The 15,560-nt window shown below is 62.3% G+C and carries 14 protein-coding genes; 2 read left to right on the forward strand and 12 right to left on the reverse strand.

Annotated elements, in window-relative coordinates:
* The first annotated feature begins 266 nt into the window (after positions 1 to 266).
* Entirely contained in the window at positions 267 to 1,298 is a 1,032-nt protein-coding gene (locus ACSQ2A_RS04185; RefSeq protein ID WP_436071204.1) for an AraC family transcriptional regulator, read from the forward strand.
* Here ACSQ2A_RS04185 and pepT read toward each other — a convergent pair.
* The 12 genes from pepT to ACSQ2A_RS04245 all read right to left on the reverse strand — a co-directional run bounded on the left by pepT (position 1,295) and on the right by ACSQ2A_RS04245 (position 14,945).
* Positions 1,295 to 2,527: a peptidase T gene (gene pepT, locus ACSQ2A_RS04190; RefSeq protein WP_436071205.1), complete on the reverse strand. Its 1,233-nt coding sequence runs from the start codon at positions 2,525 to 2,527 to the stop codon at positions 1,295 to 1,297. The genes ACSQ2A_RS04185 and pepT overlap by 4 nt on opposite strands.
* 26 nt (positions 2,528 to 2,553) lie before the next feature.
* On the reverse strand, positions 2,554 to 3,843 hold the full coding sequence (locus tag ACSQ2A_RS04195) for an amidohydrolase family protein (protein WP_436071206.1): 1,290 nt from the start codon (positions 3,841 to 3,843) through the stop codon (positions 2,554 to 2,556).
* 170 nt (positions 3,844 to 4,013) lie between these two features.
* Positions 4,014 to 4,961 carry an ABC transporter permease gene (locus ACSQ2A_RS04200; RefSeq protein ID WP_353922220.1) on the reverse strand — a complete coding sequence of 316 codons (948 nt, stop codon included), beginning with the start codon at positions 4,959 to 4,961 and terminating at the stop codon, positions 4,014 to 4,016.
* A 2-nt stretch (positions 4,962 to 4,963) separates the two neighbouring features.
* The gene (locus tag ACSQ2A_RS04205; RefSeq protein ID WP_436071207.1) at positions 4,964 to 6,037 is read right to left on the reverse strand and encodes an ABC transporter permease; all 1,074 of its coding nucleotides are present in this window, start codon (positions 6,035 to 6,037) and stop codon (positions 4,964 to 4,966) included.
* Positions 6,034 to 7,578 carry an ABC transporter ATP-binding protein gene (locus tag ACSQ2A_RS04210; RefSeq protein ID WP_436071208.1) on the reverse strand — a complete coding sequence of 515 codons (1,545 nt, stop codon included), beginning with the start codon at positions 7,576 to 7,578 and terminating at the stop codon, positions 6,034 to 6,036. Before ACSQ2A_RS04210 ends, ACSQ2A_RS04205 begins: the two co-directional genes overlap by 4 nt.
* A 190-nt stretch (positions 7,579 to 7,768) precedes the next feature.
* The gene (locus ACSQ2A_RS04215; protein WP_353922223.1) at positions 7,769 to 8,764 is read right to left on the reverse strand and encodes a BMP family protein; all 996 of its coding nucleotides are present in this window, start codon (positions 8,762 to 8,764) and stop codon (positions 7,769 to 7,771) included.
* 111 nt (positions 8,765 to 8,875) lie between these two features.
* Positions 8,876 to 9,466, reverse strand: a complete 591-nt coding sequence (locus ACSQ2A_RS04220) for an NAD(P)H-dependent oxidoreductase (RefSeq protein ID WP_436071209.1) — start codon at positions 9,464 to 9,466, stop codon at positions 8,876 to 8,878.
* Positions 9,466 to 10,869 (reverse strand): FAD-binding oxidoreductase, encoded by a 1,404-nt coding sequence (locus ACSQ2A_RS04225; RefSeq protein ID WP_436071630.1) that lies wholly within the window; start codon positions 10,867 to 10,869, stop codon positions 9,466 to 9,468. The genes ACSQ2A_RS04220 and ACSQ2A_RS04225 overlap by 1 nt, the downstream gene beginning before the upstream one ends.
* Complete coding sequence (locus ACSQ2A_RS04230; RefSeq protein ID WP_436071631.1) at positions 10,863 to 12,182, reverse strand: cytosine deaminase; 1,320 nt, start codon at positions 12,180 to 12,182, stop codon at positions 10,863 to 10,865. The genes ACSQ2A_RS04225 and ACSQ2A_RS04230 overlap by 7 nt, the downstream gene beginning before the upstream one ends.
* Entirely contained in the window at positions 12,178 to 13,047 is an 870-nt protein-coding gene (locus ACSQ2A_RS04235; protein WP_436071210.1) for an ABC transporter permease, read from the reverse strand. The genes ACSQ2A_RS04230 and ACSQ2A_RS04235 overlap by 5 nt, the downstream gene beginning before the upstream one ends.
* Positions 13,044 to 13,808: an ABC transporter ATP-binding protein gene (locus ACSQ2A_RS04240; protein ID WP_295410596.1), complete on the reverse strand. Its 765-nt coding sequence runs from the start codon at positions 13,806 to 13,808 to the stop codon at positions 13,044 to 13,046. The genes ACSQ2A_RS04235 and ACSQ2A_RS04240 overlap by 4 nt, the downstream gene beginning before the upstream one ends.
* Positions 13,809 to 13,943: 135 nt before the next feature.
* Positions 13,944 to 14,945 carry an ABC transporter substrate-binding protein gene (locus ACSQ2A_RS04245; protein ID WP_436071211.1) on the reverse strand — a complete coding sequence of 334 codons (1,002 nt, stop codon included), beginning with the start codon at positions 14,943 to 14,945 and terminating at the stop codon, positions 13,944 to 13,946.
* 217 nt (positions 14,946 to 15,162) lie between these two features.
* Here ACSQ2A_RS04245 and ACSQ2A_RS04250 point away from each other — a divergent pair, with 217 nt between their 5' ends.
* A complete protein-coding gene (locus ACSQ2A_RS04250) occupies positions 15,163 to 15,552 on the forward strand; it encodes a RidA family protein (RefSeq protein WP_436071212.1) in 390 nt (129 codons plus the stop codon).
* Positions 15,553 to 15,560: the final 8 nt, after the last annotated feature.

Below are 15,560 nucleotides of genomic sequence, written 5' to 3' on the forward strand. Positions count from 1 at the left end.
CGCTCTCAATCGCCTTGAGGCACGTACAACAATTGTTGCACCTCACCTCGCCAGCGAATTTCGAACGCCGCAGAAACCTGCTCCGGCCTAAACTCCTCCACGGTCCGAAATGTCAGTCTGGCTGTCTTTATGACTGCTCTGGTTGACTTCCGGACGTTCGACTCTCTAGCATCAGCGCCAGGAGGCGAACGTTGCGATCATTGCGCACTGCGTGCACTCGCGCGTTCGAATGATAACACTGGTAGAATTTGCACATGGAGGGGACCATGAACGCAGAGGCCCGTTTGCACGCCTTGGCCCGGCCGGCCGTATTCACCGAGCCCGGCGCGCTGATGTATGCCGGCAATTGCGCCGACCTTTATGAGGCTTCGCTCGCCGGCAAGGTGACGCTGAACGCCTGGACGCGGCGGAAGTATCCGGGAAAGCCGCTGGGCGAAGCGCTGCCACAGGTGCTTTCCGTGGGCGGTTGGGACGCTGTACGCAGCCAGGACTGGGGGCTCAAGGAGCACTGCAACGAGGGCGTGAAAATCGCCTATCTGGCGCGCGGCTCCATGGTGCTCAAGGTCGATGGGCAGCGGCACGAGCTGACCGAGGGCCAGATGTTCGTCGTGCGCCCCTGGCAATTGCACCAGTTCGGCGATCCGCATGTGTCGGCCAGCCAGATCATCTGGGTGCTGTTCGATGTCGGCGTGCGCCGGCCGCATGAGGATTGGCTCTGGCCCGACTGGATGGCCTGGCCGGAACGCGATACCGAGCGGCTGACGCGGCTGCTCTCACGCAATGAGCAGCATGTTCTTACCGCCAGCCGCGACGTGATGCGCAGTTTTCACGATATTGCCGAGATCGTTGCTGGGCATGATGTGGCGGGCGATGAGACGCGCCTGCGCCTGCTGATCTCGATGATGCTGCTGCAGTTCATGAAGCAGCTTGAGAGCCAGGCGCCGGTGCTCGATGAGGATCTGGCGAGCTCCAAGCGCACCGTGCAGATTTTTCTCAATCGCCTGCCACATGCGCTCGACGAAAACTGGACGCTCGAAAACATGGCCGCCGAATGCAGCCTGTCGCGTACGCAGTTTTCCCAGCATTGCCAGGCGCTCACCAATATGACGCCAGTGCGCTATCTGCAGATGGTGCGGCTTGAGGCGGCGAAGAAGTGGTTGAGTGAAAAGGCCGACGCCAGCGTGACCGAAATCGCGCTGGAATGCGGCTTTTCCTCAAGCCAGTATTTCGCCACCTGCTACAAACGGCGGTTTGGCTTTTCTCCGCAGGAGACGCGGAGAGAACCGCACGCCGCTTAGGCGCGCTCTTCCCAGAGTCGCGCCAACTCGACGATTGTGGACACAGCCTTTTCCATGTCCTGACGGCTGATCCATTCGAGCGGCGAATGGAAAGCGTGGCCGCCGGCAAAGATGTTGGCGGTGGGCAGGCCCATGAAGGAGAGGCGCGACCCATCAGTGCCGCCGCGAATGGAGCCGCGAACCGGCTCCATGCCGGCACGGCGGATGGCTTCGACGGCGAACTCGACGATCTCGGGGTTCTTGTCCAGAACCTCCTTCATGTTGCGGTACTGTTCTTTCACCGCAATGCGATAGCTTGAGCCCGGGTAGTTCGCGATCACCGCCTTGGCGATCTCGTCCACCATGGCTTCCTTTTCGTGGAGGCTGGCGACGGTGAAATCGCGCACGATCATCGAAATCGTTGCCTTCTCCATCGAGCCGGTCACGCCGACGGGATGCACAAAACCCTCGCGGCCTTCGGTGCCTTCCGGCGAGACGTCATGGGGAAGGCGAGCGATGATTTCGCCGGCGATCTTGATGGCATTTTCCATGCGGCCCTTGGCAAAACCGGGATGCATGGCGACGCCGGTGATGGAGATTTCGAGGCCGTCGGCCGAGAAGGTTTCGTCTTCGATGGTCCCGGCGGTTTCGCCATCCATCGTATAGGCAAAGCGCGCGCCGAGCTTTTTGAGGTCCACCTTGTCAACGCCGCGGCCGATTTCCTCGTCCGGTGTGAACAGCAGTTTGATCGCGCCATGCGGGATGGACTGGTCCTTGAGGAGGATTTCCGCTGCGGTCACGATCTCGGCGACGCCGGCCTTGTCATCGGCGCCGAGCAGGGTCGTGCCGTCGGTGGTGATGAGATCATTGCCGATCTGGTTGTTCAGTTCGGGATGCTCAGAGACGCGGATGACGCGGCTCTTGTCGCCGACGAGGGTGATGTCGCCGCCGGCATAATTCTTGATGATCTGCGGTTTTACGCCGGTGCCGCTGAAATCGGGTGCCGTATCGACATGCGAGCAGAAGCAGATGATCGGCACGTCCTTGTCGGTATTGGCCGGCACGGTGGCATAGACATAGCCATTGCTGTCCATTTCGGCGTCGGCAAAGCCGATGGCCCGCAGTTCGCTGACCAGCAGGCGGCTGAGCGTCTTCTGCTTTTCCGTCGATGGTTGGGTGGGCGAGGCGGGGTCTGACTGGGTGTCGATCTGCACATAGCGCAGGAAACGGTCGAGAACGGTATCGGTCATGAAAAGGCTCGTCTCAATAAGAATAGTCAGTTGGCGCTTGGGCCGACGCGGGCCGGATCGAGGCGCGTCGGGCGATTGGGCAGGGCGAGCGCCGTCTGGCGCGGTGCGGTGCGGGCGATGACGCGGCCGTGCTTGATGACCGCAAGGCGCGTTGCCTTGAGGCGGATGGCCTCGATGGAGTCTGTCGCCTGCAGCAGCACCATGTCGGCCTTGTTGCCGACTTCGACGCCGTAGCCTTCGAGATGCATGATTTTTGCGGGGCCAGTGGTGACGGCGTCAAAGCACTGGCGCATGGCGTCGCGGCTGGTCATCTGCGCGACGTGGAGGCCCATCGATGCGACTTCGAGCATGTCGGCCTGACCCAGCGAATACCAGGGGTCCATCATGCAGTCCTGGCCGAAGGCGCAGGTGATGCCATAGGTCAGCATTTCGGGGATGCGGGTCATGCCGCGGCGCTTGGGATAGGTATCGTGGCGGCCCTGGATGCCGATATTGATATTGGGATTGGCCGTCGCCGAAACGTCGGCCTCGGCCATCAGCGGCAGGAGCTTGGAAACGTAGTAATTGTCCATGGAATGCATGGACGTCAGGTGTGAGCCATTGACGCGGCCATTGAGGCCGAGGCGCTGGGTTTCGTAGGTCAGCGTCTCGATGTGTCGGCTCAGCGGGTCGTCGGTTTCGTCGCAGTGGAGATCGACGAGCAGGCCGCGCTTTTCGGCGATTTCGCAGAGGGCTTTCACGCTCGCCGCACCATCGGCCATGGTCCGCTCGAAATGCGGAATGCCGCCGACGACGTCGACGCCCATGTCGAGGGCGCGATTGAGCAGGTCAATGGCGCCGGGATAGCGATAGTAACCATCCTGCGGGAAGGCGACGAGCTGCAGGTCGATATAGGGGGCGACGCGCTTTTTCACCTCAAGCAGCGCTTCGACGCCGAGGAGGCGCTCATCGCAGATATCGACATGGGTGCGAATGGCGAGGAGGCCCTGGGCGACGGCGAGGTCGCAATAATTCAAGGCGCGTTCGATGACGGCTTCATGGGTGAGCAAGGGTTTCAGTTCGCCCCAGATCTGGATGCCTTCGAGCAGGCGCCCGCTTTCGTTGAAGCGCGGCTGGCCGAGGGAGAGGGTCGCGTCCATATGGAAGTGGCAATCGACGAAGGGCGGAGCAACGAGCTGACCATCGGCATCGATCACCTCGCTCGCCTCGCCGCCGAGATTGGCTTCGATGGCAGCGATCTTGCCGTCCTTGATGCCGATATCGAGGTTTTTGCGACCATCGGGCAGGGTGGCATTCGTGATTTTCAGCTCGAACATTTTTTGGTCTCTCGTCTCGAAAGGTGGTCGGGCGGATGGCGGACTAGCACCGTCATCTCCCCTCCGTCGTCATTGCCGGGCTTGTCCCGGCAATCCATCTTGCCTCAGCATGGACTACCGGGACGAGCCCGGTAGTGACGACGATTGATAGGTCCTGGCCAGCGCGGAAACTAGTGCCGCTGCCCCTTGGTCCAGGGCTGCAACAGCGCGCGGGGATAATCCGCGCGGCGTGCCACCAGGATCAGTGCCACGATGGATAGCAGATATGGCAACATGAGGAAGACCTGGCCGGGTACAACCTGGCCGATCTGTGCCTGGAGGCGGATCTGGAAAGCATCGAAAGCACCGAACAGCAGCGCGCCGAGGAGGGCCTTGCCCGGTTGCCAGGAGGCGAAGACGACGAGCGCGATGCAGATCCAGCCGCGGCCATTGACCATGCCGAAGAAGAAGGCATCGAAGGCCGACATGGTGAGGAAGGCGCCGCCCAGCGCCATGAGCGCCGAGCCTACAACCACGGCACCGACGCGGAGGCCAACCACGGACAGGCCCTGTGCTTCGACCGAGGCGGGATTGTCGCCGACGGCGCGAATGGCGAGGCCAAGCGGGGTGCGATAGAGCACCAGCGCGACGAGGACGACGAAGACCAGCGCGAGGAAGGTCAGTGGCGTCTGCTGGAAGAGGGCTGGGCCGATGAAGGGTAGGTCGGAGAGCCCGGGAATATTCAGCGGCTGGAAGGCGGCGATGCGCGGCGGCGAGGTCACGTCGGGCAGGGCTGTGCGGTAGGTGAAATAGCTCACGCTGGTCGCAAGGAGCGTTATGCCGATGCCGGAGACGTGTTGGGAGAGGCCGAGGATGACTGTGAGGAAGGCATGCAGTAGGCCGAAGAGTGCGCCGGCCAGCGCGGCGACGAGAACGCCGCCCCAGAGACCAGCGCCAAGATAAACGGCCAGCCAGCCGGCCATGGCGCCCGCGACGAAAATGCCCTCGATACCCAGATTAAGCACGCCGGCGCGCTCGCAGATGAGGGCGCCGAGGACGCCGAAGATCAGCGGCGTGGCGATGCGGATGGCGGCGGCCCAGAAATTGGCGGAGCCGAGAATGTCGAAGAGGACGTCCATGATCAGGCCCCCACTTGCCGGCGTTCGAATTTGACGCGGAACCGCAGGAAGAAGCTCCCCACCAGCACGCAGAGCAGCGACAGGGCCACGACGAGATCGGCGATATAGCTCGAAATGCCGGTGGCGCGGCTCATCGAGTCTGCGCCCACGAAGACGGCGGCGACGAAGATGGCGGCGATGACTGTGCCGACGGGCGAGAGGCCGGCGAGCATGGCGACGACGATGCCGGAATAGCCAAAGCCCGGCGACAGGTCGGCGGAGAGATAGCCCTTTACGCCCGCCACTTCTCCGACGCCGGCAAGGCCCGCGAGGCCACCGGAGATCAGCGCGACCTTCAGCATGGTTGCGTCGACCGGAATGCCGGCGAAGCGCGCCGCGGCCTTGTTCTCGCCGACGGCGCGGATTTCAAAGCCGAGCACGGTTTTGCGGACCATCAGCCACAGGATCAGCGCGGCGACCAGACCGACAATGAGGCCCCAATGCATGCGCAGGCGCGGCAGGAGTTTTGGCAGCTTTGCTTCCGCAATCAGCGGCACCGATTGCGGCCAACCCATCGAAAGCGGGTCTTTCAGCACGCCTTCGACCAGCATCTGGATGAAGAGGATGACCACGAAATTGAGCAACAGGGTGATGACCACCTCGTCGGCACCAAAACGCTGCTTGATGATCGTGGGAATGACCATCATCAGGCTACCAGCTAAGAAGCCGGCGATCATCACGGTCGGGATCATCAGGGCGGCCGGCAATTGCAGCAGGCCGCTGCCAACACAGACGGCGGCGAGGGCGCCGATATAGAGCTGGCCCTCGGCGCCGATATTCCAGAGCTTTGCGCGGAAGGCGACGGCGGCGGCAAGGCCGGTCAGGATCAGCGGCGTGGCGCGGTTGAGCGTTTCGCTCAGCGCAAACATGGAGCCGAAGGCGCCTTGCAGCATGAGCCAGTAGGCTTCCAATGGCGTGCCGCCCGCAGCGACAACGGGAATGGCGACCAGCAGCAGGGCGATCACGCCGGCCGCGAGGGACACGGTGAGTTTGAGGCCGACGGAGGCGTGATCCCGCGGTTCGAGACGAAGGCTCATGACGCAATTCCTACTGGCGTGCGGGCCTGGCCGGCCATCATCAGGCCGATCGTGCCGCGGTCGAGGCTCTCGCTTGAACCGGCATCGCTCAATTCGCCAGCGTGAACCACGACGAAGCGGTCGGCGAGAGCGAAGAGCTCGTCTAGGTCTTCGGAGATCACCAGCACGGCGGCGCCGCGGTCGCGCGCGGCGAGGATGCGGCGATGCACTTCGGCCTGCGCGCCAACATCGAGGCCGCGGGTCGGCTGATTGGCGAGGATGACACGCGGTTCGCGCTCCAGGACGCGGGCGAGAATGAGCTTTTGCACATTGCCGCCCGAGAGCAGCCGCGCCTCGGCGTCGGGGCCAGGGCAGCGAACGTCGTAGCCGGAAATGGCTGATGTCGCGCGCTCGCGCATGGCCTTGCGGTCGAGGAGACCCATTTTGGAGAAGGCGGGGCTGCGCACTTCTTCGATGGCGATATTGTCGGCGACGCTCATGGTGCCGACAACGCCGTCGTGCTGTCGGTCCTCCGGCATGCGGGCAACGCCTAATGTGACGAGATCGCGCGGGCTGGCTTTGGTGACGGCTTCACCGTAGAGCCGCAGCGTCCCGCTGCTTGGCACGGCAAGGCCCGAAATCAGTGCTGCGATGCCCGATTGCCCGTTGCCGGAAACACCTGCGAGACCGACGATCTCGCCAGCGCGCAGTTTCAGGTTCACGCCGCTCAGCGCCTGTCGGCCACCCGCGTGTAGCGAGACATCATCGAATTCCATCAGGGTTTCGCCGGGCAGGGCGGGGATGCGAACCACTTCGGCAACGGCCTTGCCGACCATCAGGTCGGCGATGGCGCGGCGATCGGCTTGGGCGGTCACCAGTTCGCCGGCTTTCTTGCCAGCGCGAAGGACGAGAATGCGGTGGGAGACGGCGAGCACTTCGCCAAGTTTGTGGGAGATGAAAATGACGCCGAGGCCATTGCTGGCGAGCCGGCGCAGGACCACGAAAAGCCCCTCGGCCTCCTGCGGGGTCAGCACGGCGGTGGGCTCGTCGAGAATGAGCACCTTTGCGTCGCGATAGAGTGCTTTCAAAATCTCGATGCGCTGCTTTTCGCCAACTGTCAGGTCGGCCACGCGGCGGTCGAGATCGACGTCGAGCCCGCTCTCGGCGATGATTTTTTTGACTTTTGCTCGTGCGGCGCTCTCGCGCCCGAACGAGAGCAGCGGTTCGGTGCCGAGGCGGATATTGGCGAGGCCGGAGAGGTTTTCGGCCAGGGTAAAATGCTGATGCACCATGCCGATGCCAGCTTTCAGCGCGGCGCCAGGCGAACCGGGGGGCAGGGTGGACAGGGTGCCGTCGTCGGCTAGCACGCACACGTCGCCTTCGTCCTGCACGTAGTGCCCGAAGAGGATGTTCATCAGGGTCGTCTTGCCCGCGCCATTCTCGCCGAGAAGGGCGAGGATTTCGCCCCGATGCAGGTCGAGGGAAATGGCGTCATTGGCGGTGAGGGCGCCGAAACGCTTGGTGATGTTGCATAAGGAGAGGAGCACAGGGGCGTCGGTCATGGGTGGTGCTCCGGAGGGAGTTCGGACTTCGTGTTTGCCGTCCACCCCCTCCCAGCCTCCCCCATCAAGGGGGAGGTGCCGATCGAGTGTGTGGCATCATCTCGTCAAACCCACAAATCTTCACCTCCCCCTTGATGGGGGAGGCTGGGAGGGGGTGAGGGAGCCACAAATGTTGCGGCTCCCAAATATCTTACGGCGTCGAAGTCGGTTCGGTGTCGTCGATCTCGACCGTAAAAGTCTTGGCGATGATCTCGGCTTCCTTGGCCTTGGCAGCAGCAACCGCATCGGCGCCGGCCAGGGCTTCATCATAGACGGCGCTCGATCCGCCATATTCCATGAAGGCATAGATGCCGTAGTCGGACGCAGTGAACGACCCGGCCTTCACGTCGGCGATGGCCTTGTCGATCATCGGCTCGCCATGCCAAAGGGCGCTGGCGAGGATCGTGCCGGGGTAGTCGGCCGAGGTGTCGATGACGTTGCCGATGGCGAGAATGCCGCGTTCTTTGGCGGCGTCGGAGACGCCGAAGCGTTCGGCATAGAGAATGTCGGCACCGGCATCGACCATGGCGAAGGCGGCTTCCTTGGCCTTCGGCGGATCGTACCAGGAGTTGATGAAGCTCACCGAGAAGGTCACGTCGGGGTTGACCGACAGGGCGCCCGCCTTGAAGGCGTTCATCAGGCGGTTCACTTCGGGGATGGCGTAGCCACCCACCATGCCGATCTTGTTGCTCTCGGTCTTGAGACCGGCAACGATGCCCGTGAGGTAGCTCGGCTCATGGATGAAGTTGTCGAAGGTGGCAAAGTTCGGTTCCACCGGTGGCAGCGACGAACCCATGAGGAACGAGATTTCTGGATATTCCGAAGCCACGGCGCGGGCCGGCTGCTCGACACCGAAAGCTTCACCGACGATGAGCTGCACGCCCTGCTCGGCATATTCGCGCATCACGCGCTCATAGTCGGTGTTTGAGATATTCTCGGAATAGACGTAGTCGATCTCGCCGCGATCCTTGGCGGCCACCAGCGCATTGTGCAGGCGACTCGCCCACTGCTGCTCGACCGGCACGGTCCAGATTGCGGCGACCTTGGTCAGATCCTGCGCAATGCTCACGCCGCTCATGGCTAGCGCCATACCCGCAGCGAGCACGCCTACGAAGCTGCGTCGTCCAAGCGTAGAAAATTTGCTCATTTTGTCCCTCGTGTCGAAAACTTCATCCGGGCAATCCCTTGCTCATTCTCTGAGCAAGAACCCGGGTCTTGGCAAGCACAGCCATTCCGTTGTGCACCGAACTGTCACATTTCAGAACTGGCTGAGAGTGGTCCGCACATTGCCCAGGAAGCCATTGAGCTGGCCGGGCGAGACATTGTTCATGTCGTAGAGCGCCAGGTATTTGGGGCGCGTCTTGAAGGTGACCCAGCCCCAGCGCATGGCGATGCGGCGCGGCGGATCGCCCATCACCCAGGTCCGCCAGCGATTGCCGCCATAGGTCGTGACGAAGGCGACTTTCTTGATGTTGGTGAGGCAGGGCACGAGTTTGCCGCGATCCCCGCCGCCTTCCATGGTGAAGGAGACGCCCGGCACGAAGATGCGGTCGAAATAGCCCTTGAGGATCGCCGGATAGCCATAGTTCCAGACCGGATGCACAACCACCAGCGCGTCGGCCGCCTGCAGCCGATCGACATAGGGTTTTATGGCCGGCGTCACGTTGCCGGGGACGTCATGATAGTTGAGCCGCTCTTCGCGCGTCAGGACGGGCGAAAAGCCTTCCTCGTAGAGGTTGAGAGGATCGACCTCGTGACCGGCGCTCTGCAATCCCTCGATGGCCGTCCGAAAAAGCGTCCGGTTGAAACTCGTTTCGACGGGATGGGCGTGGATGACATGAACTCGCATCAGGCCGCATGCACCGGGTTGAGACCGTCAAAGAGCCAGGCTTTGCCCGAGGAGAAATCATAATCCGGATTTTCCCAGGCGATCATCTTGCCGGGGTTGAGAATACCCTTCGGGTCAGCTTCCTTCTTGAAGGCCAGTTGCTTCTGGTCCGTGCGTTTCATCCCGCCTTCTTCGAGGGTGAAGCGGTGCGGATTGAAGACGTCGCAGCCGTTCTCCTCGTGGATGCGGATGATTTCTTCGAGGCGCTCCTCGGTGGTGTAGCGCACCATGGGAAGGCCGGCATAAGTCACGAGGCCATCCTGCCGGGTCATCTCGATATGCATGGGCAGTTCGTCGCCCAGGATATCGACGATCTTTTTCACATGCTCCAGCGTCGGATAGCGCGTCTGGAGATAGGTGATGGTCGGATCGATCTTGAGCGCGCGCAGGGTCGTGTGGTTCCAAGCGAGCTCGTAGACCGGCGGCAGGCGCTTCAGTTCCTCTTCGCTTGCCTTGTCCGAGCGATAGAGCATCTCGCCCTTGTGGTGCGAAACGAACAGCGCCAGCGCTTCCACCGAAACCGGCGCCACCATGATCAGCACCACCGATTGGCCGTCCTTGATATAGGGCTTGTGGCGGTTGAAATAGGCCTGCGGAATGGGCGCGGCGCAGGGCGAAAGCTCCTTGAGGAGGATGCCGTCCTGACGCGCCAGTTTTTCGGAAAAGGCCGCCGCTTCGATGAAATCATCGAAGCCGACCATGACATCGATCCAGTCATGCGCCTCGGTCAACGGCATTTCGGCTTCGACGATGATGCCATTGGTGCCATAGGCATGGGCGACCTTGAGGATGTCTTCGCCCACGAGATCGAGTTCGCGCGGCTCAGCTTCGCAGGTGATGATCTTCAAACCGAGGATCGAACCCAGCGCCCGCAAGCCACCCCAGCGGATCGACCCGACGCCGCCAGAACCACCGGCGATGAAGCCGCCGAGCGAGGCCATGCGATAGGTCGAGGGGTGAAAGCGCAGTTCGCCGCCAACGGCTTCCTTGGTTTCATGGTCGAGCTTTTCGAGCACTGCGCCGGCCTGGGCCCGCACGCGGTCCTTTTTGATCTCCAGAACCTTGTCCATGTTCATCAGGTTAAGCATGGCGCCGCCCGACAGCGGCATGGCCTGGCCGTAATTGCCCGTGCCGGCGCCGCGCGGGGTGATGGCCACGCCGTGCTTGTAGGCGGCGCGGAGGACGGTTTTCACTTCTTCATTGGAGCGCGGGGAGACGACGACTTCGGCGGTGACGTGGTCGAGCTTGGCCTTGAGCACAGGCGAATACCAATAATGGTCACGGCTGCGCTGCTGCACGATGCGCGGATTGTCTTCTTGCGGAATGTCGCTGAGGTCAGCGCGGAAAGCGGCAATGCTCATGATTGGCCCATCAAGTCGTCGAGTTCACGGTAATCGGGGAGGGTAGTGTCAATCGCCTGGCCGGCGCGGATCACGATCCGGTCGGCCTGCGGGCGCGACATCAGTTCAGTCCAGGTGCGGCCCTTGAACAGGACCAGATCTGCCGGCGCCCCGACGGCCAGCTCACCTGTGTAGCCAAACCCGGCAATCGCGGCCGGGTCGGCGGAGACCACGCGCGCCCAGGCAAAAGCCTCGGTCTGCGGGTGATCGAAATGGAGGATGCGCGCGCCTTCGCGAAAGACCTCGAAGCCGTCGAGATCGCCGTAGGCATAGAAGGGGTCGCGGGTATTGTCCGAGGCGATGGCGACTTTGACGCCCGCCGCCTTGAGTTCGTTGACGAGGGTGACACCGCGCCAGCGCGGCGTGCGGACGCCGTCCTTATTGTCGCGATCCTGCAGGTACATGTTGCACATCGGCAGGGACACCACGGCGATACCGGCCCGCGCCACCTTATCGATCACGCTCTTGGCGGTTTCGCTGTCCTGCACGGCGAGCGAGCAGCAGTGGCCGGCGACGACCGAGCCGGTAAATCCGCTTTCGATCACCGCATCGGCAAGGCATTCCAGCGCATTGGCTTTCGGGTCGGGGCTCTCATCGGTGTGGAGGTCGATGTTGAGGCCCAGTTCTCCAGCCATCTCCACCAGCTTGCGCATGATCGTCGGATTCTCGGGATGCACCGCGGTGGAGCCACCGAGGATGCCGCCGGATGCCTTGGTTCGTGTCGCGACCGCCCGCAGCTTTTCGGCGTCGAGGATCGTGTCCGGCCCCATCAGGCCGGCAGCCTGCAACTCGATCCGCCCGGCCCAGCGCTCGCGCATGGCCTCAAACACATCCCAGGTGATTTCGTGCTGGGGCGGGGCCATGTCGAGATGGGTGCGGATGGCGGCCGTGCCGTGCGCATAAGCACAGCGCAGCGAAAAATCCATGCGCCGCTCGACATCGCTCGCCGCCCAATTGGCCTCGCGATCCCGAAGCACCGCCATCAGCGCGCCGAGCCAGGTCCCGTCCGGGTTCTCCTTGCGCGGCCAGATATGGCCCTTGTCGAGGTGCGTATGGAGATCAACGAAGGCCGGCAGCACGATATCGCCGCGGAGATCGATCTGCTGCGGCAGGGTTGCCGAACCGGGGGCGCCGATCGAGGCGATCTTGCCATCGGCGATCGTGATGTCGACCTTGGCGAGATCGCCCGAAGTGGCATCGCCAAGCACCGAAACCGGCACGCTGGCATTGGTGATGGCATAGTGGCCATCGGCAGGAATAGTGATCGGCACCTCAATTCTCCCGCTTGAGGGCACTTTCGTGCCAGCGGTGCAGCAGCAGCCAGGAAACCAGCGAAGTCATGGCGAAAATGGCAACGCCGGTCAGCATCAGCAGCACCAGAGCCGCGTAGAGCCGCGGGTAGTTCAGGCGATACCCCGACTCCAGCAAGCGGAACGCCAGGCCAGCACCCTTACCGGCGGAGCCTGCGGCAAACTCTGCTACCACTGAAGCGATCAGCGACAAACCGCCACCAATGCGCAAGCCTGCCGCAAAATAGGGCAGGGAGCTCGGCAATTTCAGCTGGATCAGCGTCTGCCAACGGTTCGCGCCATAGAGATCGAACAGGTTGAGCAGGTTGTGGTCGACGCTCTTGAGGCCCGCGACCATGTTGGAAAGGATCGGAAAGAACGCCACGACGAAGGCGCAGGTGAGCAGCGCCGATTGCGTGTCGGGCATGTAGATCAGCAGCAGCGGCGCAATGGCGATCATCGGCGTCACCTGCAGGATCACCGCGAAGGGAAACACGGCCAATTCGATCCAGCGGCTCTGCACCAGGATGATGGCAATGCCCACCCCGCCGATCAGCGCCAGCGCCAGTGCGAGAAAAGTGATGCGCAGGGTAACGAGCAGCGAGGGATAGAGCGTCGGCCAGTCATTGATCAGTGCCGTGATGACGTCCATCGGCGCCGGCATGATGTAGCGGGGCACCTGATTGACGACGATGTGGAGCTGCCAGAGCCCGATCGCCAGCAGCACCATGAAGATGGGAATGGCGATGCTCAAAATCCGTTCGAGCCTTGAATCCTTATGGACCACAATGGCGACGGCGCTATCGGTGCCCGCTTCCGAGCGATTGGAGAGGGTTGGGGCCGCGTCGATCATTTGCCCTGTGCTCCCAGCATGATGGCTTCTTGAAGGGCACGCGATACCTTGTCGGTCGTCGCCCGATATTCCTCGGAAGTGCGGTAGTGCTCGTCTCGCACGGCCGAGGTTTCGATTGGCAAGTCGGCGCAGACCTGGCCCGGCCGCGCCCGCATGACCACGATGCGGTTGGAGAGGAATGCACTCTCGAACACCGAGTGGGTGACGAAGATCACCGTGATGCCGGTTTCACGCCATAGCCGCAGCACATCGTCATTGAGCTTCTGCCGGGTGATTTCATCGAGCGCAGCAAATGGCTCGTCCATCAGCAGCAGCTTGGGCCTGGTCACCAGTGCCCGCGCGATCGAAACGCGCATTTTCATGCCGCCCGACAATTCTCGCGGATAGGCATTGGCGAAATCGCCGAGGCCGACGCTGGCGAGGTTTTCCATCACCGCCGCGCGGGCCTGCGACTTGCCCTGGCCGCGGAGTTTGAGAGGCAGGTGTACGTTGTCGAACACGGTTGCCCAGGGCATCAGCGTCGGTTCCTGGAACACGAAGCCGACATCGCCTTCGGGCAGGCCCTTGGAATTGATCTTGGACGAAGGCCAGTCGATGCTGCCCGAAGAGGGGGCGCCAAGGCCGGCGATGATGCGCAGGGCAGTGGATTTGCCGCAGCCCGAGGGGCCGAGGAGGGAAATGAATTCACCTGCCTGCACGTCGAGCGACATGCCCTTGAGGGCCAGCGTGCCATTGGAAAACAGCTTGCTGACCTCCCGCATGGCAACGACGGGGCGGCGTGAACTGGCGGTTGGCGCCTGCGGCGCCGGAGCAACGGAAATATCGGTCAATGAAACAAGCACCCGGGTTAGGGCTGGAACGGCGCGGGCAGTATCGCCCGCGCCGAGGTCTCCAGACTACTTTACGAGATCCGTGCCGAGGCCCTGGCACACATACTCGGTGGTATAGGCCTGGGTTACGTCGATGCCTGTATCATAGAGGCCGATAGCGGCCATGGCGTCGTAGTAGGACTTCCAGCGCTCGTCGGTCATACAGCCGATGCCCTTGTCCTCGGCATCGCCGGAGACCACGATGCCATATTCCTTCATCTTGGCGATCGAGAAGGCGATCTGCTCGTCGGTCATTTCCGGATTGTCCGACTGGATCAGTTCGTTGGCCGCGGTGTTGTCGCCATAGAGGTAATTGTACCAGCCGACGATCGATGCTTCGACGAAGCGCTTGGCCACATCGGGGTTCTCTTCAACCCAGGGCTTCATCGCCTCGATGGTGGTCGAATAGCCATTGTATTCGCCCTGGTCGGCGATGAGGTAGACGACAGGAGCAAATCCGGCCTGGCGCTCGATTTCATAGGGTTCCGAGGTCAGGTAGCCCTGCTGCACGGCCTTTGTATCGGAGAGGAAAGAGGCCGGGTTGAACTGGTAGGGTTCGTATTTCTCATCCACAAAGGCCGGCCACTTGGCCTTCATCCAAACGTAGTAGCCGGCAAAGCCATCGGCCCCCATGATGATCTTGCTGGCATCGGCCAGCGATTCAAAGGTGTCGAAGCCTTCATCGGGATGGGCCATCAGGATCTGCGGATCCTTCTGGAAGATCGACGCCAGCGTGATCGTGGGAATGCCTTCCTTCACCGCGTTGATCGCGCCGCCGGAGCCGCCCATGTAGAACTGCACCTGGCCCGAGATCAGCAAAGGACGGCCCGGCGATTGCGGTCCGCCCGGCATGATCGTTACGTCGAGCCCGTACTTTTCATAAGTGCCGTCGGCGACGGCCTGATAGTAGCCGCCGTGCTCGGCCTGGGCCAACCAGTTGGTGGCAAAGGTTACCTTGTCTTGCGCAAAGGCCGGCGTGGCGGCGAGCGCCATGGCGGCCAGAATGGTCGTCTTGATTGAAGCGTGCATTTACTGCGTTCCCCTGTGCTCCGGTCGTTTCGCCGAAGCCAATTTCTCGGACGATCTCCTTCGCCCTGGCAGCACCATTCCGCACGACGCTCCTCGTGTGAACCCAAAAAATAGGCAATTTTTGGGAATGCCTGCCATGCGTGCAATTTATGCGCTTTAGGACTGGTCAAGCGCTTTACCTTTGGCTTAGCATTCGCCCGGCAAGCATTGGATAACCATGACCACCGCCCTAGACCCCAAGGACATCCACCCGCCATTCGCGCCCTATAGCCACGGCATTGTCGTTCCGCCGGGCCAGCGTCTGGTCTTCTGTTCTGGCCAGCTCGGCATATCGGTCGACAAGACCATTCCCCCAGATTGCGCGGGGCAGACGCGACTCTGCTTCGACAATGTCGCGGCCATTCTGCGTGAAGCCGGGCTTGGCCTCGAACACATCATCCGCATCAACGCCTATGTGACGGGGCGTGAGCATCTCCCCGAATACATGGGCGTGCGCAATGCGCTCTTTTCCGCCCCATACCCTGCCTCGACGCTGATGATCGTCTCCGGCTTTGCCCGGCCCGAATTCGTCGTCGAAATCGAAGTCATCGCGGCCGGCCCCGCCTGAGGAACTTT

This window comes from Devosia sp. LjRoot3 (genome assembly GCF_964252865.1).
Classification (GTDB): domain Bacteria; phylum Pseudomonadota; class Alphaproteobacteria; order Rhizobiales; family Devosiaceae; genus Devosia.